We start from the raw sequence: 26,114 nt of genomic DNA on the forward strand, positions 1-26,114 counted from the left end.
GACGCGGGGCCCGAGAGGGTGTCTTCCGGATCACGCCGGCGACGCGGGGCCGTGCCCTGGGCGTACCGGCGGTCGCCGGGCGGCGGAAGCGGCGCATCGGACCTACCGTGACCTGAGAGGGGGCGGGCCGAACGCGTACGACGGAGGAAGCCGCCATGCAGGAGCACTACGTGTGGGTGACGACGCGCCGCCTCAAGCCGGGCACCCTGGAGGAGTTCGAGCGGGCCTGGCGCCCCGCCCCCGCCCCGCAGGGCCTGCGCCGTGCCTTCGCGTACTGGTCCGAGGACGGGCAGGAGATCACCGGCGTGTCGTTCTGGGACTCCCAGGAGGCGTGCGACGCATGGCGGGTCTCCGAGCCGGAGGCGCAGCGACGGGCGGCCATGGAGCCGTACGTCGCCTCGGAGGACGAGGGCTTCTACCGCGGCCGGGAACTCACCCTCCCGGGCGGCGGCCATGGGTGAACGCGGCTGACATGAGCGAGATCGTCGTCGTGTACGAGCTGGACCAGCCGGCGGCCGCGCACGCCGGCCCGGACAGCTCGCCCGATGAGCAACGGCTCCCGCGCCGGGTGCACGCGGTCCCCACCGCGCCCGGCAGACCCGACGCCGCCGGACCACGGACCCTCTGCGGCAAGGACACCTTCGCCATGGAGCTGGCCCGCTGGCGGCCGTCCGAGGAGCCGGGGGCGCGGTGGTATCCCGCCGAGTACGCGCCCGTGGTCTGCCCCGACTGCGATGCCGTGATGGAGATCTGACCGCGACGGCGGGCCCCCGGCGCACGGCGGGGCCGGGCGTCGTACCCTCCCTGCTATGCCGCTCACCCTCACCGTCCTCGGTACCGCCTCGCCGCACCCGGGCCCGGACCGGCCCTGCTCCGGCTATCTGGTGTCCGGCGGCGGCGCCGAGGTGTGGGTGGACGCGGGGCCCGGTACGTTCGCCGCGTTGCAGCGGCACACGGATCCCGCCCGGCTCACCGCGATCTGGATCTCGCATCTGCACGCCGACCACAGCGCCGACCTGCTCGCCGCCGCCTACGCCTTCGCCTTCGGCGGCATGGCCCCGCACGCGCCGATCCCCGTGTACGCGCCCCAGGACTGCGCGCGCCGGCTGGCCGGCTTCTTCGGTCGCCCGGACGTCGAGTTCCTGAAGGGCGTCTTCGACTTCCGGGACCTGTACGACGGCCATGACGTCCGGCACTGGAACCTCCGCCTGACCGCCCGCGCCGTCGCCCACGACACCGAGGCGTACGGGCTGCGCGCCGAGTCCCAGGGCAGCGTCCTGGCGTACTCGGGAGACAGCGGACCCTGCCCCGCGCTCACCGAACTCGCCTCCCGCGCCGACCTGTTCCTGTGCGAGGCGGACCTCGACGAGCATCGCGTTGGCGAACACCCCCGGCAGGTCCATCTGACGCCCGAGGACGCCGGCCGTATCGCCCGGGACGCGCGCGTACGGGAGCTGCTCGTCACCCACGTCGGCCCCACGCTCACCCGTGAGGCGGCCACCGGGCGAGCCGCCGCGGTCTTCGGCCGGCCCACCTACACCGCCGTCGAGGGCGACACCCGCACCGTCTGAGACGCCGCCGGCCTTCTTTTGTCAGAAGCATTGACGAAACACGGGCCCCCTCCTACCTTCAACGCGTCGTACTTCGTACGTCATATATGAGACGCGATATGTGAGATCCGAGAGGGCCGCATGACCTCTGTGCCCACCCCGATCCCGTCCCGCACGCAATTTGTGCTGGACGCGATCAAACACCGCATCCTGACGGGCCAGTTGACGCCCGGCCAGGCCCTGGTCGAGACGGAGCTGGCCGCGCAGTACGGGGTGTCCAAGACCCCGGTGCGGGAGGCGCTGAAGACGCTCGCCGGGACCGGTCTCGTCGTGATGAGCCAGTACAAGGGCGTCACGGTGCGCATGGTGGACGCGGACATGGCGCGCGAGGTCTACGACGTGCGGCTGCTGCTGGAGCCGGAAGCGCTGCGCCGGGCCGTGCGGCGCGAGGCCTCCCTCGACGCCGCCCGCGACGCGCTCACCCGGGCCGACGCCGCCGGCGACACCGCCGAACGCTCCCTGGCCAACCGGGAGTTCCATCGCGCCCTCTACCTGCCGTGCGGCAACCCGCTGCTCGGCCGGATGCTGGACGAGGTCCGCGACCAGGCCGCCCTCGTCTCCGCCGTGGCCTGGGCGACCGACCCCTCCTGGGAGCGGGAGGCCGCCGAGCACCGGGAGATCCTGCGGCTCGCGCTGGACGGCGACGCGGACGGCGCCGCGAGTGCCCTGCACGCCCACATCGCGTCCTTCGTACGACGAGCTTTCCCCTCGGACACCGAGCCCCACCCAGCGGAAGGTCATCAATGAGCAGCGTGACGTTCGAGACCCAACGGGCGGCCCTGGCCGACGTGGTGGCCATCCCGGTGACCCCCTTCGCCGAGGACGGCTCCGTCGCCGAGGACACCCACCGGGCCCTGCTGCGTCGCCTGCTCGACGGCGGGATCACCACGCTCACCCCGAACGGCAACACCGGCGAGTTCTACGCCCTCACCCCCGAAGAGCGCCGCCTGGTCACCGAGTTGACCGTGCAGGAGGCCGGCGACCGCGCCGCGATCCTGGTCGGCGTCGGCCACGACCTGCCCACCGCGACCGCCTCCGCCCGGCACGCCCGCGCACTCGGCGCGCAGATGGTGATGGTCCACCAGCCCGTCCACCCGTACGTCTCGGCGGCCGGCTGGGTGGACTACCACCGCGCCATCGCCGAGTCCGTGCCCGACCTGGGCGTGGTCCCCTACATTCGCAACGCCCAGCTGCCCGGCGCCCGCCTCGCCGAACTCGCCGACCACTGCCCCAACGTCATCGGCGTGAAGTACGCCGTGCCGGACGCGGCACGCTTCGCGGCCTTCGCCCGGGACGCGGGCCTGGACCGCTTCGTCTGGGTGGCGGGCCTCGCCGAACCGTACGCCCCCTCCTACTTCTCCGCGGGCGCCACCGGCTTCACCTCAGGGCTCGTGAACGTCGCCCCGGCCGTTTCGCTGAACATGATCGAAGCGCTTCGATCCGGCGACTACCCGGCCGCCATGAAGGTCTGGGAGCAGATCCGCCGCTTCGAGGAACTGCGCGCCGCTCATGGCTCCGCCAACAACGTCACCGTCGTCAAGGAGGCCCTCGCCGCGCTCGGCCTGTGCCGCCGGGACGTCCGCCCACCCAGCAGGCAGCTGCCCGAGGACGAGCGCGCCGAGGTCGCCGCGATAGCCGCCGGGTGGTCGATATGAAGTCCCCCGAGCAGCTGAGAAGCCACCAGTGGTACGGCACCGACGGCCTGCGCTCCTTCAGCCACCGCGCCCGCACCCGCCAGCTCGGCTACCTGCCCGAGGAGCACCTCGGCAAGCCGGTCATCGCGATCCTCAACACCTGGTCCGACATCAACCCCTGCCATGTGCACCTGCGGGACCGCGCGCAGGCCGTGAAGCGCGGGGTGTGGCAGGCGGGCGGCTTCCCGCTGGAGTTCCCGGTCTCCACCCTCTCCGAGACCTTCCAGAAGCCGACCCCGATGCTCTACCGCAACCTGCTCGCGATGGAGACCGAGGAACTGCTGCGGTCGTACCCGGTGGACGGCGCCGTCCTGATGGGCGGCTGCGACAAGTCCACGCCCGCCCTGCTGATGGGCGCGGCGAGCGTCGACCTGCCGACCGTCTTCGTCCCCGCCGGGCCCATGCTCCCGGGGCACTGGCGGGGCGAGGTCCTCGGCTCCGGCACCGACATGTGGAAGTACTGGGACGACAAGCGGGCCGGCCTCATCGGCGACTGCGAGATGACCGAGCTGGAGAGCGGCCTGGCCCGCTCGCCGGGCCACTGCATGACGATGGGTACGGCGTCCACGCTCACCGCCGCCGCTGAGGCGCTCGGCGTGACGGTCCCGGGGGCCTCCAGCATCCCGGCCGTCGACTCCGGGCACGACCGGATGGCCGCCAGGGCGGGTATGGAGATCGTCGAACTGGTCCGCAAGGACCGGAAGTTGAGCGACATCCTCACCCAGGACGCCTTCGAGGACGCCGTCACCACCGTCCTCGGCCTCGGCGGCTCCACCAACGCCGTCATCCACCTGATCGCCATGGCCGGCCGGGCCGGCGTCCGGCTCACCCTCGACGACTTCGACCGCATCGCCCGCACGGTGCCGGTGCTGGCCAACGTCCGGCCCGGCGGACAGACGTACCTCATGGAGGACTTCCACTTCGCCGGCGGCCTGCCCGGGTTCCTCTCCCGGATCCCGGACCTGCTGCACCTGGACCGGCCGACGGTCTCGTACGACACCCTGCGCGAGCAGCTGGAAGGCGCCCAGGTCCACGACGACGACGTCATCCGGCCCCGGGACAAGCCGGTCGCGAGCGAGGGTGGGGTCGCCGTACTGCGCGGCAACCTCTGCCCGGACGGCGCCGTCATCAAGCACATCGCAGCCGAACGGCACCTGCTCGAGCACACCGGCCCGGCGGTCGTCTTCGACGACTACCGGACCATGCAGCGCACCATCAACGACCCGTCGCTCGGCATCACCGCCGACAGCGTGCTGGTGCTGCGCAACGCCGGACCCAAGGGCGGCCCTGGCATGCCCGAGTACGGCATGCTGCCCCTCCCCGACCACCTGCTCAAGCAGGGCGTGCGGGACATGGTGCGGATCTCCGACGCCCGGATGAGCGGCACGAGTTACGGCGCGTGCGTGCTGCACATCGCGCCCGAGTCGTACATCGGCGGGCCGCTGGCCCTCGTCCGCACGGGCGACTCGATCACCCTGGACGTCGAGGCCCGGACCCTCCAACTGAATGTGGACGACGAGGAGTTGGAGCGCAGGAGGGCGGACTGGACACCGCCGCCCACCCGGTACGAGCGCGGCTACGGCGCGCTCTACAACGAGCAGATCACCCAGGCCGACACCGGCTGCGACTTCGAGTTCCTGGCCCGGCCGGGCCAGGTGCCGGACCCGTACGCCGGCTGAACCCCGCACACCCACTGTCGAAGCGCTTCACGCATGTGTATGTAGCAAGCGCTTCCTGCACCCGCCGCACCCGCTCTACCCGCCCCACTGCGAACGGAGAACAGTCATGGCCCAAGCCGCAGCCGTGGCGAAACCGCCCGCGCCACCCCGGCGGCGCCGTGCCTCCGCGACCCCGCGCAGGCTGCCGTACCTGCTGATCGCCCCGGCGGCCCTGCTCATGCTGGGCTTCATCGCCTACCCGGTGCTCAGCGTCTTCTACTACAGCCTGCAGAACTACAACCCCACCAAGCCGTGGCGGAACGGCTTCGCGGGCTTCGACAACTTCACCCAGGCCTTCGCGCACGACCCGCAGTTCTGGGACACGCTGACCTTCAGTGCCAAGTGGGTCGTGGTCGAGGTCGGGCTGCAGCTGCTGTTCGGACTGGCGCTCGCGCTCATCGTCAACCAGACCTTCGTGGGCCGGGCGGTCGGCCGCGCCCTCGTCTTCTCCCCGTGGGCCGTCTCCGGGGCGCTGACCTCCGCGATCTGGGTGCTGCTCTACAACTCCCAGACGGGCATCACCCGTTACCTCGCCGACGCGGGCATCGGCTCCTACGGCACCAGCTGGCTGTCCGACACGTCCACGGTCTTCCCGGCCGCGGTGGTCGCCGACCTCTGGCGCGGTGTCCCCTTCTTCGCGATCCTCATCCTCGCCGACCTCCAGTCCGTCTCCAAGGACCTGTACGAGGCCGCCGAGGTCGACGGGGCGAGCCGCCTCAAGCAGTTCTGGCACATCACCCTGCCCCATCTGAAGGACGCGATCGTCCTGTCCACGCTGCTGCGCGCGGTGTGGGAGTTCAACAACGTCGACCTGCTCTACACCCTCACGGGCGGCGGACCCGCGGGCGAGACCACCACCCTCCCGCTCTACATCGCCAACACCAGCGTCGACGCCCACAACTTCGGCTACGCCTCCGCGCTGACCACGGTGGCGTTCGTGATCCTGCTCTTCTGCTCGATCGTCTATCTGCGGCTGAGCAAGTTCGGAGGTGAGACCAAGTGATCACCGAGATCGCTCCCGCACCCGAGCGCACGGCGCCCGAGCCCGCCCGGCCGCGCGGCAGGCGCCGTGCCTGGGACGAGGTCCCGCGCTGGCAGATCTACCTCCCCCTGGGGATCTACCTCCTCTTCACCCTGATCCCCTTCTACTGGATCCTGCTCTTCGCGCTCCGCCCGGCCGGCTCCACCTCCCTGGTCCCCTGGCCGATGACCTTCGACCACTTCCAGAAGGTGTGGACCGAGCGCAGCTTCGGCACCTACTTCGCCAACAGCGTCTACGTCGGCATCGCCACCCTGGTGCTGACCACCGTGGTCGCCCTGGCCGGCGGCTACGCCCTCGCCCGCTTCGACTTCCGGCTCAAGCGCGGCTTCATGCTGGCCCTGCTCTGCTCCCAGTTCGTGCCGGGCGCCCTGCTGCTGGTCCCGCTGTTCCAGATCTTCGCCAGGCTGTCGATGATCAACTCGCTGGGCAGCGTCATCATCGCCGAGACCGTCTTCCAGCTGCCGCTGTCGATGATCCTGATCAGCGGGTTCATCCGGAACGTGCCGTACTCCCTGGAGGAGGCCGCCTGGGTGGACGGCTGCAACCGCATGACCGCCTTCCGGATCGTCGTCCTGCCGCTGCTGCGGCCCGGGCTGATCGCCGTGGGCTCCTTCGCCTTCGTGCACGCCTGGAACCACTTCCTGTTCGCCCTGATGTTCCTCTCCGACCAGAGCAAGCAGACCATCCCGGTCGGCCTCAACACCCTGATGAGCGCGGACAGCGTCGACCTGGGCGCCCTCGCGGCCGGCGGCATCATCGCGGCCGTACCGGTCGTGATCGTGTTCGCCTTCATCCAGAAGTGGCTGATCACCGGCTTCAGCGCGGGGGCGGTGAAGGGATGAGACTCCGTCACCTCACGCTTGCAGGAGCGCTGTTGGGAGTTCTGTGCGTGCCCGCGCACGCCGACGACGCCCGTGACATCAGCCGGGACGTGCTCGCCCCGGACGACGGCTGGGCCGCGGCCGGGGGCGGCACCACCGGCGGCGCGGCGGCCGACGACGCACACGTCCACACGGTGACCGACCGCGCGGGCCTCGTCCGCGCCCTCGACGGCGGCAGCGACACCCCGAAGATCATCAGGATCGCCGGGACCGTCGACGCCGACACCGACGACTCCGGCCGTCACCTGGACTGCGCCGACTACGCCACCGACGGGTACGGCCTGAAGAAGTACCTGGCCGCCTACGACCCCCGCACCTGGGGCTCCGCCAAGCCCAGCGGCCCGCAGGAGGAGGCACGCCAGGCGTCGGCGACCAAGCAGGCCGAGCGGGTCGTCCTGCCCGTCGGCTCGAACACCACGATCGTCGGCCTCGGCTCGAAGGCCCTCCTCAAGGGCGCCGACCTCCAGATCAAGGACGCGGACAACGTCATCGTCCGCAACCTCGAACTCCGCGACGCCTACGACTGCTTCCCCGTCTGGCAGCCCAACACCGGCGGCCTCGGCGACTGGAAGACGGCCTACGACACCCTCTCGCTGACCGGCGCCACCCACGTCTGGATCGACCACGTCACCGCCTCCGACAGGGGCCACCCGGATTCCGCCGAGCCCACCTACTTCGCCCGCAACTACCTCCGCCACGACGGCCTGCTGGACATCACGGGCGGCTCCGACCTGGTCACCGTCTCCTGGTCCCGGTTCGCCGACCACGACAAGGCGATGCTCATCGGCAACAGCGACTCGGCCACCGGCGACCGCGGCAAGCTGCGGGTGACCCTGCACCACAACCAGTTCGAGTCCGTCGTCCAGCGCGCACCACGCGTCCGCTTCGGGCAGGTGCACCTGTACGACAACCGGTACGTGGTCCCCGGGGGCAGCGAGTACCGGTACTCCCTGGGCGTCTCCACCGAGTCCGCGATCTACGCCGAGAACAACGCCTTCCACACCCCGAGCCACGTCGAGGCCGCCGACCTGGTCAAGAGCTGGAACGGCTCCGCCCTGCACCAGAGCGGCACCCTCTTCAACGGCTACCCGGTCGACCTGCTCGCCATCTACGACGCCTACAACTCGGGCAGCGAGCGCGACCTCACGGCGGACGTCGGCTGGACGCCTACCCTGCACGGAAAGATCGACAGCGCCGCGGTGGCCGACCGAGAGGTGGCGCGCGGTGCGGGCGCAGGGAGGATCCCATGACCGTACCCATCGTCCTGGCGGGCGCGCGCGGCCACGGCCGCTGGCACCTGGACAACATCCGCCGGCTCCAGGCGAACGGCCTCGTCCAGCTGGCCGGGATCTGCGAACTGACCCCGCTGAGCCAGGAGGAGATCCCCGACGGCCTCGGCGTGCCCGCGCAGTCCGCCGACTTCGGGGCGCTCCTCCACACCACCGGAGCGAGGATCGCCGTCATCTGCACGCCGATCCCCACCCACACCGACCTGGCGCTGCAGGCCGCCGAGCGGGGCGTGCACCTCCTGCTGGAGAAGCCGCCCGCGCCCTCCTACGCCGAGTACCGGCGGATGGCCGACGGGGTCGCCCGGGCCGGTGTGGTCTGCCAGATCGGGTTCCAGTCACTGGGCTCGCACGCCGTGCCCGCGATCCGGCGGCTCATCGCCGAGGGCGCGATCGGCGAGATCCTCGGGGTCGGCGGCGCCGGGGCCTGGGCCCGCGACGAGGCCTACTACCGGCGGGCACCCTGGGCCGGCCGGCGGCGCCTGAACGGCGTCGATGTGGTCGACGGGGTCCTCACCAACCCCCTCGCGCACGCCGTCGCCACCGGCCTCGCCCTGCTCGGCACCACCCGCGCCGAGGACGTCACCGGCATCGAGACCGAGCTGCTGCGCGCCAACGACATCGAGTCCGACGACACCTCCTGCGTCCGCGTGAGCACCGCGCGCGGCCCGGTCACGGTCGCCGCCACCCTGTGCGCCGAGGAACCGGGGGACCCCTACGTCCTGGTGCACGGCAGCACCGGCCGGATCACCTTCTGGTACAAGCAGGACCGGGTGCTGCTCCAGCGGGCCGGGCACGGCCCCGAGGAGTCCGAGCACGGCCGCACGGACCTGCTGGAGAACCTGGTCGAGCACCTGGAGAGCGGCGCCGACCTGCTGGCCGCCCCGGACGAGACCGGCGCCTTCATGAAGGTCGTCGAGGCCATCAGGACCGCCCCCGACCCGGCCCCCCTCCCCGAGACCGCCTGGCACCTGCTGCCCGCCGAGCGGCGCCGGGTCGTCCCCGGCATCGACGGCCTGGTCGCGGCCTCGGCCGACACCCTCGCCCTCTACTCCGAGCTGGGCGTCGCCTCCTGGGCCCTACCGAAAGAGGTGAGCACCTGATGACGCCACACGACACCCCGGTCCTGCGGGTCGCCGGCCGCCCGGTCGGCCGGTACGTCACCCGGCCCGAGCTGCCGGCCAGGCTCGCCCCGCGCCCCTATCTGCACCCCGTCACCACCCTGGCCGGCACGGCGGTCACCGAGCTGAGCCCCGCCGACCACGCACACCACCTCGGCGTCGGTGTCGCCGTTCCCGACGTCGAGGGGTACAACTTCTGGGGCGGGCGCACCTTCGTGCGCGACCAGGGCCCGACCGAGCTGGACAACCACGGCGCCCAGCGGCACACCGCCTTCCAGCTGCGCGACCCCGACGGCTTCGTGGCCGAGCTGCGCTGGGTCGCCGCCGGAGCCGAGCTGCTGCGCGAGCGCCGTACCGTCGCCGCCACCGAACTCACCGACACCGCCTGGGCGCTGGACTTCACCTTCTCCCTCACCAATGTCACCCCGGTCCCGCTCTCCATCGGGAGCCCCGCCACCAACGGGCGGCCCGGCGCGGCCTACGGCGGCTTCTTCTGGCGGGCCCGCAAGGAGGAGTCGGCACCGGACGTCTTCACCGCCGACCGCGAGGGCGAGGCCGAGGTGCACGGCACCCGCGCCGACTGGGTCGCGCTGGCGGGGGCCGGCTGGACGCTGGTCTTCGCCGGGGCCACCGAGCACACCCGGCGCGACCCGTGGTTCGTGCGCGCGGGCGAGTACCCGGGCGTGGGCTCCTCGCTGGCGCACGCGCAGCGGCTGCCGATACCGCCCGGCGAGACCGTCGTACGCCGGATCGTCACCGTCGTCGCCGACGGACGCCTGGAGCGCGGCGAGGCGGCCGCGCTGGTCCGCAAGGCGGTGAGCCAGTGATGAACGAGACGTACGAGAACCCGATTCTGAACGCGGACTGGTCCGACCCGGACGTCGTCCGCGTCGGCGACGACTTCTACCTCACCGCCTCCAGCTTCGGCCGCGTGCCCGGCCTGCCCCTGCTGCACTCGCGCGACCTCGTCCACTGGACCCTCGTCGGCCACGCCCTCGAACGCCTCGAACCGGAGGCGGAGTTCACGACGCCCCGGCACGACTGCGGGGTCTGGGCACCGGCGATCCGGCACCACGACGAACGCTTCTGGATCTTCTGGGGCGACCCAGACCAGGGCATCTACCAGATCAACGCCCCGGAGATCCGCGGCCCCTGGACCCGCCCGCACCTCCTCAAGCCGGGCAAGGGCCTCATCGACCCGTGCCCGCTGTGGGACGACGAGACCGGCGACGCCTACCTCGTGCACGCCTGGGCCCGGTCCCGCTCCGGCATCAAGAACCGGCTCACCGGTCACCGTATGCACCCCGACGGCACCTCGCTGCTCGACGAGGGCAAGGTGATCGTCGACGGCGACCGCATCCCCGGCTGGTTCACCCTGGAGGGACCCAAGCTCTACCAGCACGACGGCTGGTTCTGGATCCTCGCGCCCGCCGGGGGAGTGGACACCGGCTGGCAGGGCGCCTTCCGCTCGCGAGGCCTCTTCGGGCCGTACGAGGAGCGGATCGTCCTGGAGCAGCGGGACACCGAGGTCAACGGGCCGCACCAGGGCGGCTGGGTGCGCACCGCGGCCGGCGAGGACTGGTTCCTGCACTTCCAGCAGCGCGGTGCCTACGGCAGGGTCGTGCACCTCCAGCCGATGCGCTGGGGCACGGACGGCTGGCCGGTCATCGGCGCCGACGGCGCCCCCGTCGCCGTACACCGCCGCCCCGGCCTCCCGCCGCAGCCGCCCGCCGCTCCCGCCACCGACGACGACTTCCCCGGCGGACGGTACGGCCGCCAGTGGCAGTGGACGGCCAACCCGGGCGACGGCTGGGCCACCCACCACTGCGGGGACGGGCTGCGGCTGACCTGCGTCCGCTCGGCCGACGCCCACGACCCGCGGAAACTGCCGCACGTGCTCACCCAGCGCCTGCCCGGCCTGCCCTGCGCGGTCGACGTCGAGCTGAGCCTGGACGGCACCGAGCCGGGCGCGCGAGCGGGGCTGGCGGTGCTCGGGGACGCCTTCGGGTGGATCGGCCTCGAACGGGGAGCCGACGGGACGGTCCGGCTCGTGCACCGGTTCGCGGAGGCCGTCGCCGAGCAGGAACGGGACGCCGGTGTGCCGTGCCTCGCGCCCGAGGGACGGGCCCGGCTGCGGATCGAGGTGGCGGCCGGGGCGCGCTGCCACTTCTCGTACGACGTCGGAGACGGCCTGCGCCCCTCCGGACCGGTCTTCGCGGCCACCCCCTGGCGCTGGGTCGGCGCCCTGCTCGGCCTGTTCGCCGTCGCGCCCGAGGGATCGGGGCACGCCGGGTCGGCGACCTTCACGGAGTTCCGGATCAGCCCCCTGTAGTCCGTCCCCTGTATGCCTGTTGGGAGCCGCAATGACGCACTTCCCTAGCAAGCGCTTGCCAAGGTCAGGGCCGGGTGCCGGTCTCGTCCTGGCCGCCGTCGCCGGCCTGATCGCCGCGCTCGGGCTGGGCGCGGTGGAGCCCTTCGACTCGGACATCGTCGTCGGCTCCGACAAGACCCTGATCGGCGTCGGCGACACCGGCGAGATCGTGCACGACAGCGCCCAGCACCCCTACCAGGCCGACGACACGGCCGAGTTGGTGCAGCGCGGATCGATTCTCAGGAACACCACCGGCCGGACGGACGAGCACGGCACGGCCTGCCATCCGCGGGCCTTCTACGCCTACCACCTCGCCCCGGCCGCCGCCGTACCCGCGCTGGTCAAGCACTTCTCCGTTCCGCAGGCGCGGATCGGCCACTGACACCCCCACAGCTCCACCCCTTCCGTTGGATCCAGAAGAAGAGAGCCGACCAATGAAGAGCAGCAACCGCAGAAGCAGGCGCGCCGCCACGGCCGTCGCCCTGGGCTCCGTGCTCGCGCTGACCGCCACCGCCTGCGGCGACGACGGCAGCGGCGGCGCGGGGGACAAGGGGAACGAGGGCTCCGGCAAGGGCACGATCACCTTCTGGGACAACAACGGCGGTGTGCGCACCGACATCTGGAAGCAGATCATCGCCGACTTCGAGAAGAAGTACCCGGACATCAAGGTCAAGTACGTGGGCATCCCGGCGGCGAGCGCCCAGTCCAAGTACGACACCGCCATCCAGGGCGGTGGCCTGCCGGACGTCGGCGGGGTGGGCACCGCGATGCTCGCCGAGGTCGCCGTCCAGGGGGCGCTGGAACCGCTGGACAGCCGGCTCGGCAAGAGCCCGCTGAACGGAAAGCTGAGCCAGAACCTCATCGACGTCAGCAAGGCGGCGGGCGGCGGGGACACGCTGTACCAGGTGCCGACCTCCGCCAACAACGGCACGCTGTGGTACCGGACGGACCTGTTCAAGAAGGCCGGCCTGGACGCGCCGACCACCTGGTCGAAGTTCTACGAGGCCGCCGGCAAGCTCACGGACAAGGGCAGGAACCAGTTCGGCTTCACCATCCGTGGCGGTGAGGGCGCCATCGCGCCGGCCCTCGACGCGGTGTACGGCCAGACCGGCATCACCTCGTTCTGGAACGGCGACAAGACCACCGTCAACGACCCCAAGAACGTGGCCGCCCTGGAGAAGTACGTCGCGCTCTACAAGAAGGACACCCCGTCCGCCGACGTCAACAACGACTTCACGAAGATGGTCGCCCAGTGGGACAGCGGCACGATCGGCATGCTGAGCCACAACCTGGGGTCGTACCAGGACCATCTGAAGGCGCTGGGCAAAGAGAAGTTCCGGGGCGTTCCGAACCCCACGATGGACGACGGCACCCGGGTGCAGGTGTCCAACCCGGTGGACGGGCTGAGCCTGTTCAAGTCGAGCAAGAACAAGGCGGCGGCCTGGAAGTTCATCGAGTTCGCGGTGTCCGCCGCGGAGAACTCCAAGTTCAACGAGTCGGCGGGGCAGGTGCCGGCGAACACGGAGGCGGCGAAGGACGCGTGGATCCAGCAGGCCGAGCCCACGAAGCTGGCGGCGGAGGCGTTGAACGGGGGCGGTACGAAGATTGTGCAGTTGCCGTACTACCTGCCTGACTGGAACACGATCTCCAAGGCGGACAACGAGCCCAATTTCCAGAAGCTGCTGCTCGGGAAGATGAGCGCGAAGGAGTTTCTGGACACGCTTGCCGATCAGCTCAATGCTGCGCAGGCCGACTGGAAGAAGAACCACTGACAGCTCGGGTGGTTTCGGTTGTGGGGGGCTGCGGGTCCGTTGTGGCTGGTCGCGCTCGCGCGACGGAGTCGCACATTGATACAGACCCGCGCCCCTGGTTGTCCAACTCCCTGTTTGAAAGGCACCGTTGTGTCTCTTACCCGCAGACAGGTCACCTCCGCTGCCCTCGCCGCCGTACCCCTCGTCGGCCGATCCCCGAAGGGGCACCGCACGCTCTACGTCGCCGGTGACTCCACCGCCGCTCAGAAATACGCCGACGCGGCCCCCGAGACCGGGTGGGGAATGGCGTTCCCCTTCTTTCTCCGTAAGGGGCTGGATGTCGCCAATCACGCGGTGAACGGACGTAGTTCGAAGAGCTTCGCCGACGAAGGCCGGCTCGACGCCCTCCTCTCCGTGATCCGGCCCGGCGATTTCCTGGTCGTCCAGTTCGCGCACAACGACGAGAAGAACACCGACCCCACCCGCTACACCGAGCCCTGGACCACGTACCAGGACTATCTGCGGCGGTACATCGACGGGGCACGGGCGAAAGGGGCCCGCCCCGTCCTCGCCACCCCCGTCGAGCGCCGCAGGTTCGACGCCGACGGGAATGCCGTACCGACCCATGGTGAGTACCCGGCGGCCATGCGGGCGCTCGCCGAGCAGGAAGGGGTCGCGCTGCTCGACATCGAGGCGCTGTCGCTCGCGTTGTGGCAGGAGCTGGGTGTCGAGGAGACGAAGAAGTACTTCAACTGGACCGACACCGAGCAGGACAACACGCACTTCAACCCGCCGGGCGCCATCGCCGTGGCCCGGCTCGTGGCGCAGGAGCTGCTGCGCACCCGGGTGCTGGCCCGGCATGACGTCGTCCGGTTGCACGAGGACGTTCCGACGTCCTGGATCACCTGGCCGCCCGCACCGCAATCGTGACCTCACGAAAGAGGAGACCCGCACAGTGCGTACACGGAAGTGTCATGGACGCGTCATAGGAACGCTCGTGGGCTGCACGGCTCTCGTGCTCGCCGTCACCGGGACCGCCTCCGCGCAGCCCGGTCGGGTCGTTGAGCGCCAGGTGCTGCCCGCGAACGACGGTTGGGCCGCCTACGGCACCGGGACGACCGGCGGTGCCGCCGCCGATGCCGCGCACGTCTACACCGTCACCACCTGGGAGCAGTTCAAGTCCGCCCTCGCGGACGGCGGCAGTGCCCCGAAGATCATCAGGGTGAAGGGCACCATCGACGCGGACGGGCCGAGCTGTGCCTCGTTCGCCGTGCCCGGCTACGACTTCGACACCTACCTGAAGACCTACGACCCTGCCGTGTGGGGTCGCACCAAGAACCTCGACGGCGAGCCCGACGCCAGCCCCGAGGGCCTGCGCCGCGCCTCCGCCGCCCAGCAGGACGCCTACATCAAGGCGAACATCCCCGCCAACACCACCATCGTCGGCATCGGCAAGGACGCCGGCTTCAAGGGCGCCAGCCTCCAGATCAAGGGCGTCGACAACGTCATCGTCCGCAACCTCGGCTTCGAGAGCCCCCTCGACTGCTTCCCGCAGTGGGACCCCACCGACACCGCCGACGGCAACTGGAACTCCGAGTACGACAGCGCGGTGATCTACGGCTCCACGCACGTGTGGATGGACCACGACACCTTCACCGACGGGGGCCACCCGGACAGCACCCTGCCGTACTACTACGGCCGGATCTACGAGCAGCACGACGGCGAGCTGGACATCGTCAAGGGCGCCGACTACGTCACCGCCTCCTGGAACGTCTTCGAGGACCACGACAAGACGATCCTCATCGGCAACAGCGACAGCGCCTCCACGGCCGCGGTCGACCGGGGCCACCTCAAGGTCACCTTCCACCACAACCTGTTCTCGAACCTGGTCGAGCGCGCACCCCGCGTCCGCTTCGGACAGGTGGACTCCTACAACAACCACTTCGTCGCCGGCGACGGCTACTCCTACAGCTACGGCATCGGCATGGAGTCCCAACTCGTCGCCGAGCACAACGCGTTCACCCTGCCGGCGGGTGCGAAGACCGGTTCGATCCTGAAGAAGTGGAAGGAGTCGCCGCTCACCGCCGACGACAACTACGTCAACGGCGTGCCGACGGACCTGATCGCCGTCCACAACACCGAGGTCCCGGGCGAGATCCTGCAGTCCGGGGCGGGCTGGACGCCGACCCTGCGCACCAAGGTCGACCCCGCAAAGGCCGTCCCGGGCCTGGTCGACCACTGCGCGGGCGCGGGCCGCCTGGGCTGACCCACCGGGGCCGGACCTCCGGCCCCGATCCCCCTCTCCTCTCACGAGCCGCACCGCGAAGGAGCACTCCCATGCCCTCGCCCCAACTCCCCTTGTCCAGACGGCGCTTCCTGGTCGCGAGCGCCGGGGCCGCCACCGCGCTCGGCCTCGCCGCCGTCCCCGCGCGGGCCGCCGGGGGACCGCTCCCGTTCGGCCGGTACGGGTCACCGGCCCGCCGCCTCACCCCGGGGGCCCTGTACGTCGACCCGAACGGCCGCGGTGACTTCACCTCCGTGCAGGCCGCGGTGACCGCTGCCACCGGCAGCGGCCGGACGCTGGTCCTGGCACCCGGCACCTACCGGGAGACGGTCGCAGTCGACGCCGGCCGTACGGAGATGACCTGGATCGGCGCCTCCGAGGACCCCCGGGACGTCGTCATCGTCTACGACCACGCGGCCGGCACCCCCAAGCCCGGCGGCGGCACCTACGGCACCACCGGGTCGGCCACCACGACCGTGCAGGCCGACGGCTTCACCGCCCGCTGGATCACCTTCGCCAACGACTGGCTGCGCGCCGACCACCCGGACATCAGCGGTACCCAGGCCGTCGCCGTCAAGGTGCAGGGCGACCGCGGCGCCTTCCTGCACTGCCGTTTCCTCGGCCACCAGGACACCCTGTACGCCGACTCGATGGCCCTCGGCGCCTTCGCCCGCCAGTACTACGCCCACTGTTACGTCGAGGGCGACGTCGATTTCGTCTTCGGCCGGGCCACCGCCGTCTACGAGCACTGCCACTTCCGCACCCTGAACCGCACCGACCTGGCCGCCGCGCCGTACGGCTTCGTCTTCGCCCCCTCCACGGCCGTCGCCAACCCGCGCGGCTACCTGGTCACCCGCAGCCACGTCAGCAGCGAGGCCCCGGACGCCTTCTACAAACTGGCCCGCCCCTGGGTGCCCGGCTCCGACCCCACCGCCCGCCCCATGCTCACCGTCCGCGACACCTGGCTCGGCCCCGGCATCGACGCGACCGCGCCCTACACCAACATGTCGGCCACCTACCCGTGGCAGAACCAGCGGTTCGCCGAGTACCGGAACACCGGCCCCGGCGCCGTCGTCACCGTCCCGGAGAACCGGCCCCAACTCACCGACGAAAAGGCCGAGTCGGCGACCCGGGAGGCCTATCTCGGGGACTGGACCCCGTGGGAGGGCTGCTGATGCCGCTGCCCCGACGCACGCTGCTCGCGGGTATCGCGGGCGGACTGGTGGCCATGAGCGCATCCCCGGTGGTCGCGTCTGGCCGCCGGGTCCTGCACGTCCGCCCCGGCGACTCCGTCCAGGCCGCCGTGGACGCCGTCGACGCCCCGGGCCGGACGATCCTCCTCCACCCAGGGACGTACCGCGAGGTCGTCAACGTGCCGGTGGACAAGGAGCAGTTGACGATCCGCGGGATCACGGGCGACCCCCGTGACGTCGTCATCGTCCACGACAACGCCAACGGCACCCAGAAGCCCGACGGCTCGGGCACCTACGGCACCGCCGGGTCCGCCACCTTCAGCTCGGCCGCTCCCGGGCTGACCGTGCGCGATCTGACCCTCGCCAACGACTGGCTGCGCGCCGACCACCCGGACATCACCGGGACCCAGGCGGTCGCCGCCTACCTCACCGGCGACCGCACCCACCTCGACAACGTCCGGCTCCTCGCCCACCAGGACACCCTGTTCGCGGACACCACCGCACTCGACTCCTTCGACCGGCAGTACTTCCGGCACTGCCACATCGAGGGCGACGTCGACTTCGTCTTCGGACGGGCGACCGCGGTGTTCGACCGCTGCCGCTTCCACACCCTGCGGCGGGACGTCACCTTCACCCCCAAGGGCATGGTCTTCGCCCCGTCCACCGCCCGCGCCAACCCGCACGGCATCCTCGCCGTCCGCTCCCGGTTCACCTCCGGCGCGGAGGACTCGGCGTACAAACTGGCCCGGCCGTGGGTGCCGTCGTACGAGATCACCGCCTGGCCCTCGCTCGTCGTCCGGGACAGCCTCATCGGGCCCGGCATCGACCCGGTCGCCCCCTACACCAACATGCGGGACGCCTACCCGTGGCAGTCCATGCGCTTTCGCGAGTACAGCAACTCGGGTCCGGGCGCGGTGATCACCGTCCCCGCCAACCGGCCCCAGCTCACCGACGCCGAGGCCACGCTGCACACCCCCGCGGCCTACCTCGGCGACTGGCACCCCCACCCCCACCTCCACCCCCACCGCTCGCTCTGAGCCGACGAAAGGACCCGCACGTCATGCGTCGCATCAAGAGCACCCTCACCGTTCTCGCCATCGCCGGGCTCGGCCTGGTCGCCACGCCCGCGCATGCCGCGACCGTGGTGGTCAGCAACTCCACCGACCTGACGAACGCCATCAAGAACGCCACCGCCGGCACCGTCATCCAGGTGCGCGGCGGCACCTACTACCCGACCGCGACGCTTCAGTCGACGGCCAACGGCACCTCCTCGTCCCCGATCACCCTCACCGCGTACGGCTCCGAGACCGTGAAGATCGACGGCTCCTCGCTGCCCTCCGGCTCCTGGATCTTCAAGCTGACCGCCGACTACTGGAACGTCTCCAACATCACCTTCCAGAACTCCCCGGACAGCGCGGTCGTCTGCCAGTCCTGCACCGGCACCAACTGGAACAACATCAAGACCATCAACGGCGGCGACTCGGGCTTCACCCTCACCGGGGACGGGACCGTGAACAACACCGTCAAGAACCTGGACAGTTACGGCAACTACGACGCCGCCACGCACGGCCAGAACGCGGACGGGGTCGCCATCAAGTTCGGCTCGGGCACCGGCAACCTCGTCACCGGAGCGCGCCTCTACAACAACTCCGACGACGGCATCGACCTGTGGTCCTTCTCCTCCCCGGTGACCATCGAGCACACCTGGTCCTTCGGCAACGGCAAGAACCGCTGGGGCGACACCGCCTTCGAGGGCAACGGCAACGGCTACAAGCTGGGCGGCAACGGTGTGACGGTCGCCCACGTCGTCAACAACTCGGCCGCCTGGGACAACGCAGGCAACGGCTTCACGGAGAACTCCAACACCGGCGCGATCGTCATCAACCGCACCACCGCCTACGCCAACGCCAAGTGGGGCTACTACTTCGCCACCAGCTCCGCGAAGCTCGGCAAGAACCTGGCTGTCGGCAACGGCGGCGGCCAGGTCAGCAAGGGCTCCAACGTGACCTCGGCCGGCAACAACTGGGACTCCGGCATCTCCACCCCGTCCTTCGTCTCCACGGACGCGTCGACTACGTACAACACCCGCAAGTCGGACGGCTCCCTGCCGTCGACGACGTTCCTGACGACGGGAAGCACGACGATCGGGGCGACGATGAATTAGACGGCGAAGCAGACCCGACTGGCGACCGGAATTACCGGGTCAGGTTTCCCCCGTTCCCTCTACGCTGTTGTCCGACGGTCCATTGGGACAGGATGCAGGATCGGGGGAACCTGTGGACGTACGTGTGGATGTCCGCGTCACGGACGATGCCGACGTTGCCGGCGCGGCCGACGAGACGAGGTCGCTGCTCGCCTGGCTCACCCAGGAGGGAGAGCTGCGCGGCCGGGTCACTCCGCAGGAGAGACCACCGGTGCCCGGCACCCTGGGCCCGGTCCTGGACGGCCTGGTGGTCGCGCTCGGCTCGGGCGGGGCGGTCACCGGACTCACCACCGCCGTGGTCGCCTGGATCCGTAGCCGGCACAGCGACGTCACCGTCAAGGCGACCCGGTCCGACGGCGCCTCGCTGGAGATCTCCACGAAGCTCGTCGGGCCGATGACCCCCCAGGAACTGCGCGCCTTCGTGACCGACTCCTCCCGGCTCCTGGAGAGCGGCCAGGGCGGTCAGGGCGGCCCGGGACCGGACGGCGGCGCGTTATGACCACCCGGCCCGCCGAGTCACCGGCCCTCGCCACGCCCACCACCGCCCTGGCGTCCTCCGGCGCGCGGGTGCTGCTCATAGGCACCGGTACGCACGACGGCCCGACGCTGACCTCCGTACCGGCGGTGCCGCGCAGCGTCGAAGCACTGGCGGCCGTCCTGGCCGAACGCTGCGGAGTGACCCCCGACCGGCTGCGCACCCTCGTCGACCCGGCGGACGCCCGCACGATGGCCCTGGCCGTCGCCGACGCGGCGCAGGAGGCCGAGAGCACCCTGCTCGTGTACTACGTGGGCCACGGCCTCATCGGCCCCGGCGACGAGCTGTACCTCGCCGCCACCGCCACCGACCGGCTGACCCCGGGCCTCGCCGCACACCAGGCACTGTCGTTCTCGGCCCTGCGCGAGGCGCTCACCCTGTGCCGCGCCGCGTCGGTGATCGTCGTCCTGGACTGCTGCTTCTCCGGACGCGCCCGGCTCGGCGCCGGTACGCCCCAGCCCGCGGCCTTCACCCTGCCCGCCGGGCACGGGATGTACCTGATGGGCTCCGCCGAGCAGCTGGCGCTGGCACCCGACGACGCCGAACACACCGCCCTCACGGGCGAGTTGATCAGCCTGCTGCGGGACGGCGACCCGCGCGCACCGCGCCTGCTCACCCTGGACGACGTCTACGACCACCTGTTCCGCGCGTTACGGTCCCGGGGCGGGCCGCTGCCCCGACGCCAGGCCGGCGACCGCTCCGGCGGACTCGTCCTTGCCGTCAACGCGGCCGCGCCGGCCACCGACGAGCCGGACGGCACCACGGCCGAGGAACCGGCGCCGGGCCCCTGCCCGTACCCGGGCCTCGACGCGTTCACCGTGGACGACGCGGAGTTCTTCCACGGCCGGGAGAAGCTGGTCGACGAACTGCTCCGCGGCTGCCTCCAGGCTGTAGAACAGGGTCGGCCGCTGGCGGTGGTCGGCCCGTCCGGCGCCGGCAAGACCTCACTGCTGCACGCCGGACTCCTCGCGGCCTTACAGGCCGGAACCCCGCTGCTGCCCGGTTCGGCGGCCTGGCCCGGCCTGGTCCTGACCCCGGGCGAACACCCCCTCCGCAACCTGACGACCGCCCTGCGGGGGGACACCGTTCTGTCGGCAGAGGACCCGAAAGCCGCCGTCGGCTGGGTCCACGACCTCGTTCCGGACCGGCGGCGACTGGTGCTGGTGGTGGACCAGCTGGAGGAGCTGTTCACCCTCTGCCGCAGCCGGACCGAACGCACGGCGTTCCTCGCCGCGTTGGCGGCCCTGGCCGAGGCCGGGACGCTCGTCGTCGCCGCCCTGCGCGCCGACTTCTACGGGCACGCCCAGGCCCTGCCCGAGCTGGACTCGATGCTGCGGTCCAACCAGGTGCTCGTCAGCCCGATGCGGCAGGAGGAGCTGAGGGCCGCGATCGAGCGCCCGGCCGCGGCCGTCGGACTGGAACTCGACGAAGGCCTCGCGGACCTGCTCATCCACGAACTGGGCGCAGCCCGGCTGACCCGGTCCCAGACCGGCACCCTGCCCCTGCTCTCCCACGCACTCTGGTCCACCTGGCGACACCGACAGGGCAGACAGCTGACCGTCGCCGGCTACCGCGACAGCGGGGGCATCGACGAAGCCATCAAACAGACCGCCGACGACACCTATGAGCACCTGGACGACGCGGGCCGTGCCGCCGTACGCCGCATGCTGCCGCGCCTGGTGCACATCGACGACGACGCGCCGGACACCAGCCGCCCCGCCGACCGGACCGTACTGCTGGACGGCCTGCCCGACCCGCAGGCGGCCGAGCGCGCCCTGAACCGGCTCGCCGCGGCACGGCTGCTGGTCCTCGACGAGCACACCGTCCGCATCAGCCACAACGCCCTGCTGCACACCTGGCCCCGGCTGCGCGAGTGGATCGACGCGGACCGCGACTGGCTGCGTGCGCGGCAGCAGGTCGCCGTCGACGCCGCCGTCTGGTGGGAGGCGGACAGGCATCCCTCGCTGCTCTATCGGGGGCCCCGGCTCGCCGCCACCCGTGAACGCCTGGAGGGCGCGGGTCTGACCGCCGCCGCCGAGGGCAAAGGGCATGCCGGTGAACTCGAACCACGGCTCGCGGAGTTCCTGAACCAGTCGTGGCGTCAGGAACGGCGCGGGGTGCGCATACGCAGGGCGGTGATCGCCTGCATGTGTGTGCTGACGCTGCTGGCCGGGGCGGGCGGAGGCCTGGCCTGGTGGTCGGGGCAGAAGGAGGCGGCTCAGCGGCGGGAGGCTGTCGCACGGCTGGTCAACGAGGAGGCGGACCGTCTGCGGGACAGCCGCCCGGGGCTGGCCAAACAGCTCAGCCTGATCGCGAACCGGCTGGACCCGCAGATCGGGACGGCTTCGATGCTCGCCGAAATGGAGAGCCCGGGCGTCTTCATGTCCGAGGCCTCCGCCGACGACATCTCCCTGGACGCCCGGGGCGAACGGATGGCCGTCTCGACCGGTTCCGACGTCGTCCTGTGGGACACGGCGCACGGCAATGGGAAGTTGGGGAACCTGGGCCAGATGCGGACCGGTGCGGTGGCGCTCAGCCCCGACGGACGGCTGGTGGCCGTCGTACGGGCAGGCAGCACGGCAAGTGGGTCGCTGGGGTTGTGGGACATCGCCCGCCGGTCCGTCCCACGCCCGTTGCGCACCCTGAGCGGCCACACCGGGAACGTCGACTCGCTCACCTTCGCCCCGTCCGGGCGGCTCCTGGCGAGCGCCGGCAGTGACGGAAAGGTACGGCTCTGGGACATGACGGACCAGCGGCGCACCTCGGCGTCGGCGGTCCTCCCTGGTCTCAAGCTGGATTCCCAAACCTACGACCTGAACGGAAAGCCGCTGCACCGGGTGGCGTTCAGCCCGGACGGCCGGCTGCTGGCCGGGCCGGGGGACGGGGACAAGACCCGTGTCCGTCTGTGGCGGCTGCCGGGCCGGGGGCAGCCGACGTCGGCGGGTACGGCGAAGGACAAATATGTGACCGACTGTGCGGCGAACCTGGCCTCCGCCGCGTTCAGTCCGGACGGGAAGGTTCTCGCCACCGGCTGTGATGCCAACACCTACCTCTGGGACGTCCTTCCAGGTTCCCGCCTGCGACAGTCCGCTCAGCTCAAAAGGGGCGCAGAAGCCAACGGGACAGGGCCGGCGCTCTTCACAGCACACGGCCACCGGTTGCTGCGCGCCACGGGCCGCGGAGTGCTGTTGTGGTACGTGGAGAACACGGCCCAGCCCACCGCTGCGGCCAGCTTCGGCCCGTCACCGTCCGGCTTCCAGGTGACCACGAAGCTCAGCGGAGGTGCCCGGCGGCTGTTGGTCATCCACGGTGCCAACGGCGGTGCTCTGTGGGACCTGACCGGCACGGCCACGCTCCACAAGAGCCTGGCACGGCTGCCGGGCAGTGGCGAGATCGGCGCGGAGGGCGCGGCCTTCAGCCCCGACGGGAAGATCCTCGCCCTCAGCGAGCTGAGCGGGAACAAGCGTGTCGTCCGGCTGCGGGACACCCGCCGGTCCGGCGCACCCGTCATCGCCACCATCACGGACATCGCCAACGGCGTCGAGGACCTCTCCTTCAGCGCGGACGGTCATCTGCTGGCCGTGGCCGACAACAACGACAACACGGCTGTCCGGGCCGAGCCACCTTCGGTGAAGCTGTTCGACGTCACCACCGTCTCGCACCCCCGGCGGACCGCAGCTATGAAGGGCAACGTCTTCTTCGTCACCTTCTCCCCGAAGGACCGGCTCCTGGTCGCCAACACCGCCGACAGGATGCTGTCCTGGACGGTGGCGAACCCACGCCGTCCGGTACCCCAGTTGACCCGGTGGCTGACCCCGGGCGCCGACGTGTCGCGTACCGCCTTCCGTCCCGACGGCGAACTGCTCGCCGCCACGGACACCAAGAGCACCACTCGCTTCTGGCGGATCAAGAACGGCCGCATCACGGGCGATCCTTCCGTGATGCGCACGATCGGCTCGGGCGGAGGCATCGCCTTCAGCCCGGACGGCGGGACCCTCGCCTGGTCAAGCACCGGTGATCCGAACGACGTCTACTCCCAGAACCACATTGAGATGTGGGACGTCAGCCACTGGAAGGCTCCGGTGTACAAGGGCGCGTTCGCCTTCGATCTCGGAAGCCTCACGGGCTTCGGAAGCCTGTCATACAGCTCCCACGGCAAGCCCCTGCTGGCCGCGGCCGGAGCGGACATCAACGTCTGGGCCACCAACACCCCGGACCTGAAGTACCTCCTCTGCAAGAACATCGGTGACAGGATCACCGAGCCCGAATGGAACGCCTACGTCCCCGGCGAACCCTACGACCCGCCCTGCGACTGACCAGCCCCTGCCTCCAACCGAATTGGTGTGTATCGATCGCGCAACGAATGTCGCCTTCGACTGGGTGACGCGCGTAGAAAACCTGTCATGCATAAATCACTGCGGATCGCGGCGATCACCGCCGCCTGTGCCCTCGCCGGTGGTGCCCTATACGGCGCCGGCGCGGCCACCGCCGGTCAGTCGACGGCGAACTCCACCCACGAGCCCTACAACATCGGGCTCCTGGTGAAGGACATCGACACCTACTACGGCACCACCGCCGACGCCAACGGCGTCTACCAGGCGTCCCCGGACAGCCCGTACGCCCAGGACCTGGCGCGCATCGACGCCGACGCCAAGCGCTACATCGACAAGGCGGCCCGCAAGGCGCATCGCCACGGCGAGAAGCCGGCCGTCGTCTTCGACATCGACGACACGCTGCTGCTCAGCCTCGACTACGAGAAGCGCTACAACTACACGTACAACTCGACCACTTGGGCCGACTACGTGAACAAGGCCAGCCGTCCGGCCGTGTTCGGCAGCCCGGAGCTGGTCCAGTACGCCGAGTCCAAGGGCGTCGAGGTCTTCTACAACTCCGGTCTCAGCGAGGCGCAGCGCAGCGCCGCCGTCGAGAACCTGAAGAAGGTCGGCGCCGATGTGAACCTCGACGCCGACCACGTGTTCCTCAAGGACAAGGCCAACCCGCCGGCCTACCTGGGCGACTGCGCCACCCCGGGCACCTGGACCTGCACGACGGTGCAGTACAAGTCCGGCACCCGCAAGCACATCGAGGACGACCTCGGGTACGAGGTCATCGCCAACTTCGGCGACCAGTACTCGGACCTGGACGGCGGCTACGCCGACCGCACCTACAAGCTGCCGAACCCGACCTACTTCGTCTCCTGACGGTCATCCGTAGGTCCTGAGCAGCCGCTCGTACTCGGCCCTCGTCACCGGCAGTACCGTGCCGTGGCGGGGGCTGGCGGGCAGTGCGTAGTCCGTGGACAGGGTCCACTTGCCCGAGGCGAGGTCGGTGGTCTCGAAGGGCACGTAGCCGCGCAGGCCGTACTCGTCGATGAACAGGTACCACTTCTTCTCGGTGTTCGACTTGAACACGGTCGGTCCCTCGCCCCGCTGGATGGAGCCGCTGCCGATGCAGTCGGAGACGAAGTCGTACGACGTGTCGGTCAGGTTCCGCGACTTCTCGGCGGTGATGAACTTCGAGCAGGGCGAGCTGGAGCTGGGGTCCCGCTCGTCCTTGGTGAAGCGGTAGTACGTCCCTTTGTCCTTGATAACCGTCGAGTCGATGACCGAGTAGCCCGGGTCGTCCCAGACCTCGGGCTCGCTGAAGGTGCGGAAGTCCCTGGTCGTCGCGTAGAGCATCCGGTTGTACGTCGAGCCGGTGTGGTCGGGGTCGTCGGCGGCGTACAGCTTCGACGCCCAGAAGACCACGTACTCGTGGAGCCGGTCGTCCCAGTAGGCCTCCGGGGCCCAGGTGTTGCCCGCGTTGTCCGGGGCCACCTTCACCAGCCGCTGGTCACTCCAGTGCACCAGGTCGGTGGACTCCCAGACCATGATCGACTTGCTGCCGTGCCGCTGGACGTAGTCCCAGCTGCCGCTGCTGTTCTGGTACATCCGCAGGTCGGTGGCGATCAGATAGAACTTGTCGCCCTTGGGGGAGCGGATCACGAACGGGTCGCGCAGGCCCTTCTCGCCGATGGTCGAGGTCAGCACCGGCTTGCCCGCGTTCAGCTCCCGCCAGTGCAGCGGGTCGTTGCCCTGGCTGAGGGCGTAGCGGATCTGCTCGCCGTCGGCGGTGCCCTCGCCGGTGAAGTAGGCGAAGAGATAGCCCGCGTACTTGGGGTGCCGTGTCTGCGCGGAGCCCGGTGGGGCGGTCAGCAGGGTGAGGAAGAGGGCGGCCAGGAGGGGGACCAGCAGGGTTCTGGTTCTGGGGCGCATGACAGTCCTGTGTGAGTTTGGGGATTTCTGTTGATCGGTGCGCGCTCTCGGAGTGTGGCCAGTGGGGAACAGCGCGTCAATCGGTGTGCGGGCGACTCGGGCGGCCGAAAGTTTCGGTTGTTTTCGCGTGGGCGCGGCAACCTGTTCCGGCCATGGCGGCGACTGGCATGC

Annotated in this window: 21 protein-coding genes and 2 pseudogenes; 22 read left to right on the top strand and 1 reads right to left on the bottom strand. The window is 70.6% G+C overall.

Annotated elements, in window-relative coordinates:
• Window positions 1–155 precede the first annotated feature (155 nt).
• From CRP49_RS24720 to CRP49_RS24825, 22 genes and pseudogenes are all read left to right on the top strand, one after another.
• Window positions 156–461 (top strand): hypothetical protein, encoded by a 306-nt coding sequence (locus tag CRP49_RS24720; protein WP_097255363.1) that lies wholly within the window; start codon window positions 156–158, stop codon window positions 459–461.
• A gap of 11 nt (window positions 462–472) precedes the next feature.
• A complete protein-coding gene (locus tag CRP49_RS24725) occupies window positions 473–754 on the top strand; it encodes a hypothetical protein (protein WP_097255364.1) in 282 nt (93 codons plus the stop codon).
• 55 nt (window positions 755–809) lie between these two features.
• A complete protein-coding gene (locus CRP49_RS24730; protein WP_097255365.1) occupies window positions 810–1,571 on the top strand; it encodes an MBL fold metallo-hydrolase in 762 nt (253 codons plus the stop codon).
• Window positions 1,572–1,691: 120 nt separating this feature from the next.
• Window positions 1,692–2,357, top strand: coding sequence for a GntR family transcriptional regulator (locus CRP49_RS24735; RefSeq protein WP_097255366.1), 666 nt, complete (start codon window positions 1,692–1,694; stop codon window positions 2,355–2,357).
• Window positions 2,354–3,265 (top strand): dihydrodipicolinate synthase family protein, encoded by a 912-nt coding sequence (locus CRP49_RS24740; protein ID WP_097255367.1) that lies wholly within the window; start codon window positions 2,354–2,356, stop codon window positions 3,263–3,265. Before CRP49_RS24735 ends, CRP49_RS24740 begins: the two co-directional genes overlap by 4 nt.
• Window positions 3,262–4,983, top strand: coding sequence for an L-arabinonate dehydratase (gene araD, locus CRP49_RS24745; RefSeq protein WP_257033482.1), 1,722 nt, complete (start codon window positions 3,262–3,264; stop codon window positions 4,981–4,983). The genes CRP49_RS24740 and araD overlap by 4 nt, the downstream gene beginning before the upstream one ends.
• 106 nt (window positions 4,984–5,089) lie before the next feature.
• Window positions 5,090–6,025, top strand: a complete 936-nt coding sequence (locus CRP49_RS24750) for a carbohydrate ABC transporter permease (RefSeq protein ID WP_097255369.1) — start codon at window positions 5,090–5,092, stop codon at window positions 6,023–6,025.
• Window positions 6,022–6,906 (top strand): carbohydrate ABC transporter permease, encoded by an 885-nt coding sequence (locus CRP49_RS24755; RefSeq protein ID WP_097255370.1) that lies wholly within the window; start codon window positions 6,022–6,024, stop codon window positions 6,904–6,906. The genes CRP49_RS24750 and CRP49_RS24755 overlap by 4 nt, the downstream gene beginning before the upstream one ends.
• Entirely contained in the window at window positions 6,903–8,195 is a 1,293-nt protein-coding gene (locus tag CRP49_RS24760; protein WP_097255371.1) for a polysaccharide lyase family 1 protein, read from the top strand. Before CRP49_RS24755 ends, CRP49_RS24760 begins: the two co-directional genes overlap by 4 nt.
• Window positions 8,192–9,334 carry a Gfo/Idh/MocA family protein gene (locus CRP49_RS24765; protein ID WP_097255372.1) on the top strand — a complete coding sequence of 381 codons (1,143 nt, stop codon included), beginning with the start codon at window positions 8,192–8,194 and terminating at the stop codon, window positions 9,332–9,334. The genes CRP49_RS24760 and CRP49_RS24765 overlap by 4 nt, the downstream gene beginning before the upstream one ends.
• Window positions 9,334–10,179, top strand: a complete 846-nt coding sequence (locus CRP49_RS24770; protein ID WP_097255373.1) for a PmoA family protein — start codon at window positions 9,334–9,336, stop codon at window positions 10,177–10,179. The genes CRP49_RS24765 and CRP49_RS24770 overlap by 1 nt, the downstream gene beginning before the upstream one ends.
• Window positions 10,179–11,684 carry a glycoside hydrolase 43 family protein gene (locus tag CRP49_RS24775; RefSeq protein WP_097255374.1) on the top strand — a complete coding sequence of 502 codons (1,506 nt, stop codon included), beginning with the start codon at window positions 10,179–10,181 and terminating at the stop codon, window positions 11,682–11,684. Before CRP49_RS24770 ends, CRP49_RS24775 begins: the two co-directional genes overlap by 1 nt.
• 211 nt (window positions 11,685–11,895) lie before the next feature.
• A pseudogene (locus CRP49_RS49165) lies at window positions 11,896–12,099 on the top strand (pectate lyase); the annotation flags it as partial.
• Between the two features lie 58 nt (window positions 12,100–12,157).
• The gene (locus CRP49_RS24785; RefSeq protein WP_097255375.1) at window positions 12,158–13,495 is read left to right on the top strand and encodes a sugar ABC transporter substrate-binding protein; all 1,338 of its coding nucleotides are present in this window, start codon (window positions 12,158–12,160) and stop codon (window positions 13,493–13,495) included.
• A gap of 129 nt (window positions 13,496–13,624) precedes the next feature.
• Entirely contained in the window at window positions 13,625–14,404 is a 780-nt protein-coding gene (locus CRP49_RS24790; RefSeq protein WP_097255376.1) for a rhamnogalacturonan acetylesterase, read from the top strand.
• A gap of 25 nt (window positions 14,405–14,429) precedes the next feature.
• Window positions 14,430–15,740, top strand: coding sequence for a polysaccharide lyase family 1 protein (locus tag CRP49_RS24795; protein ID WP_373560365.1), 1,311 nt, complete (start codon window positions 14,430–14,432; stop codon window positions 15,738–15,740).
• A 71-nt stretch (window positions 15,741–15,811) separates the two neighbouring features.
• Window positions 15,812–16,933 carry a pectinesterase family protein gene (locus CRP49_RS24800; RefSeq protein WP_097255378.1) on the top strand — a complete coding sequence of 374 codons (1,122 nt, stop codon included), beginning with the start codon at window positions 15,812–15,814 and terminating at the stop codon, window positions 16,931–16,933.
• A 5-nt stretch (window positions 16,934–16,938) separates the two neighbouring features.
• Entirely contained in the window at window positions 16,939–17,988 is a 1,050-nt protein-coding gene (locus CRP49_RS24805; RefSeq protein WP_373560398.1) for a pectinesterase family protein, read from the top strand.
• 23 nt (window positions 17,989–18,011) lie between these two features.
• Window positions 18,012–19,115 (top strand): chondroitinase-B domain-containing protein, encoded by a 1,104-nt coding sequence (locus tag CRP49_RS24810; RefSeq protein WP_097255379.1) that lies wholly within the window; start codon window positions 18,012–18,014, stop codon window positions 19,113–19,115.
• A 112-nt stretch (window positions 19,116–19,227) separates the two neighbouring features.
• On the top strand, window positions 19,228–19,653 hold the full coding sequence (locus CRP49_RS24815) for a hypothetical protein (RefSeq protein ID WP_097255380.1): 426 nt from the start codon (window positions 19,228–19,230) through the stop codon (window positions 19,651–19,653).
• Window positions 19,650–24,005: a caspase family protein gene (locus tag CRP49_RS24820; RefSeq protein ID WP_097255381.1), complete on the top strand. Its 4,356-nt coding sequence runs from the start codon at window positions 19,650–19,652 to the stop codon at window positions 24,003–24,005. The genes CRP49_RS24815 and CRP49_RS24820 overlap by 4 nt, the downstream gene beginning before the upstream one ends.
• 87 nt (window positions 24,006–24,092) lie before the next feature.
• A complete protein-coding gene (locus tag CRP49_RS24825; RefSeq protein ID WP_097255382.1) occupies window positions 24,093–24,890 on the top strand; it encodes an HAD family acid phosphatase in 798 nt (265 codons plus the stop codon).
• Between the two features lie 9 nt (window positions 24,891–24,899).
• Here CRP49_RS24825 and CRP49_RS24830 read toward each other — a convergent pair.
• Window positions 24,900–25,943, bottom strand: a pseudogene (locus CRP49_RS24830) (glycoside hydrolase family 43 protein); the annotation flags it as partial.
• Between the last annotated feature and the right edge of the window lie 171 nt (window positions 25,944–26,114).

It is taken from the genome of Streptomyces sp. Ag109_G2-15 (assembly GCF_900215565.1).
GTDB classification, from domain to species: domain Bacteria; phylum Actinomycetota; class Actinomycetes; order Streptomycetales; family Streptomycetaceae; genus Streptomyces; species Streptomyces diastatochromogenes.

What these genes read in the sequence shown, in the direction of transcription:
- CRP49_RS24735 (WP_097255366.1), top strand. Translation starts at nt 1,692, where the DNA reads ATGACCTCTGTGCCCACCCCGATCCCGTCCCGCACGCAATTTGTGCTG.
- araD (WP_257033482.1), top strand. Translation starts at nt 3,262, where the DNA reads ATGAAGTCCCCCGAGCAGCTGAGAAGCCACCAGTGGTACGGCACCGAC.
- CRP49_RS24730 (WP_097255365.1), top strand. Translation starts at nt 810, where the DNA reads ATGCCGCTCACCCTCACCGTCCTCGGTACCGCCTCGCCGCACCCGGGC.
- CRP49_RS24720 (WP_097255363.1), top strand. Translation starts at nt 156, where the DNA reads ATGCAGGAGCACTACGTGTGGGTGACGACGCGCCGCCTCAAGCCGGGC.
- CRP49_RS24760 (WP_097255371.1), top strand. Translation starts at nt 6,903, where the DNA reads ATGAGACTCCGTCACCTCACGCTTGCAGGAGCGCTGTTGGGAGTTCTG.
- CRP49_RS24820 (WP_097255381.1), top strand. Translation starts at nt 19,650, where the DNA reads ATGACCACCCGGCCCGCCGAGTCACCGGCCCTCGCCACGCCCACCACC.
- CRP49_RS24785 (WP_097255375.1), top strand. Translation starts at nt 12,158, where the DNA reads ATGAAGAGCAGCAACCGCAGAAGCAGGCGCGCCGCCACGGCCGTCGCC.
- CRP49_RS24800 (WP_097255378.1), top strand. Translation starts at nt 15,812, where the DNA reads ATGCCCTCGCCCCAACTCCCCTTGTCCAGACGGCGCTTCCTGGTCGCG.
- CRP49_RS24775 (WP_097255374.1), top strand. Translation starts at nt 10,179, where the DNA reads ATGAACGAGACGTACGAGAACCCGATTCTGAACGCGGACTGGTCCGAC.
- CRP49_RS24740 (WP_097255367.1), top strand. Translation starts at nt 2,354, where the DNA reads ATGAGCAGCGTGACGTTCGAGACCCAACGGGCGGCCCTGGCCGACGTG.
- CRP49_RS24725 (WP_097255364.1), top strand. Translation starts at nt 473, where the DNA reads ATGAGCGAGATCGTCGTCGTGTACGAGCTGGACCAGCCGGCGGCCGCG.
- CRP49_RS24825 (WP_097255382.1), top strand. Translation starts at nt 24,093, where the DNA reads ATGCATAAATCACTGCGGATCGCGGCGATCACCGCCGCCTGTGCCCTC.
- CRP49_RS24810 (WP_097255379.1), top strand. Translation starts at nt 18,012, where the DNA reads ATGCGTCGCATCAAGAGCACCCTCACCGTTCTCGCCATCGCCGGGCTC.
- CRP49_RS24750 (WP_097255369.1), top strand. Translation starts at nt 5,090, where the DNA reads ATGGCCCAAGCCGCAGCCGTGGCGAAACCGCCCGCGCCACCCCGGCGG.
- CRP49_RS24765 (WP_097255372.1), top strand. Translation starts at nt 8,192, where the DNA reads ATGACCGTACCCATCGTCCTGGCGGGCGCGCGCGGCCACGGCCGCTGG.
- CRP49_RS24770 (WP_097255373.1), top strand. Translation starts at nt 9,334, where the DNA reads ATGACGCCACACGACACCCCGGTCCTGCGGGTCGCCGGCCGCCCGGTC.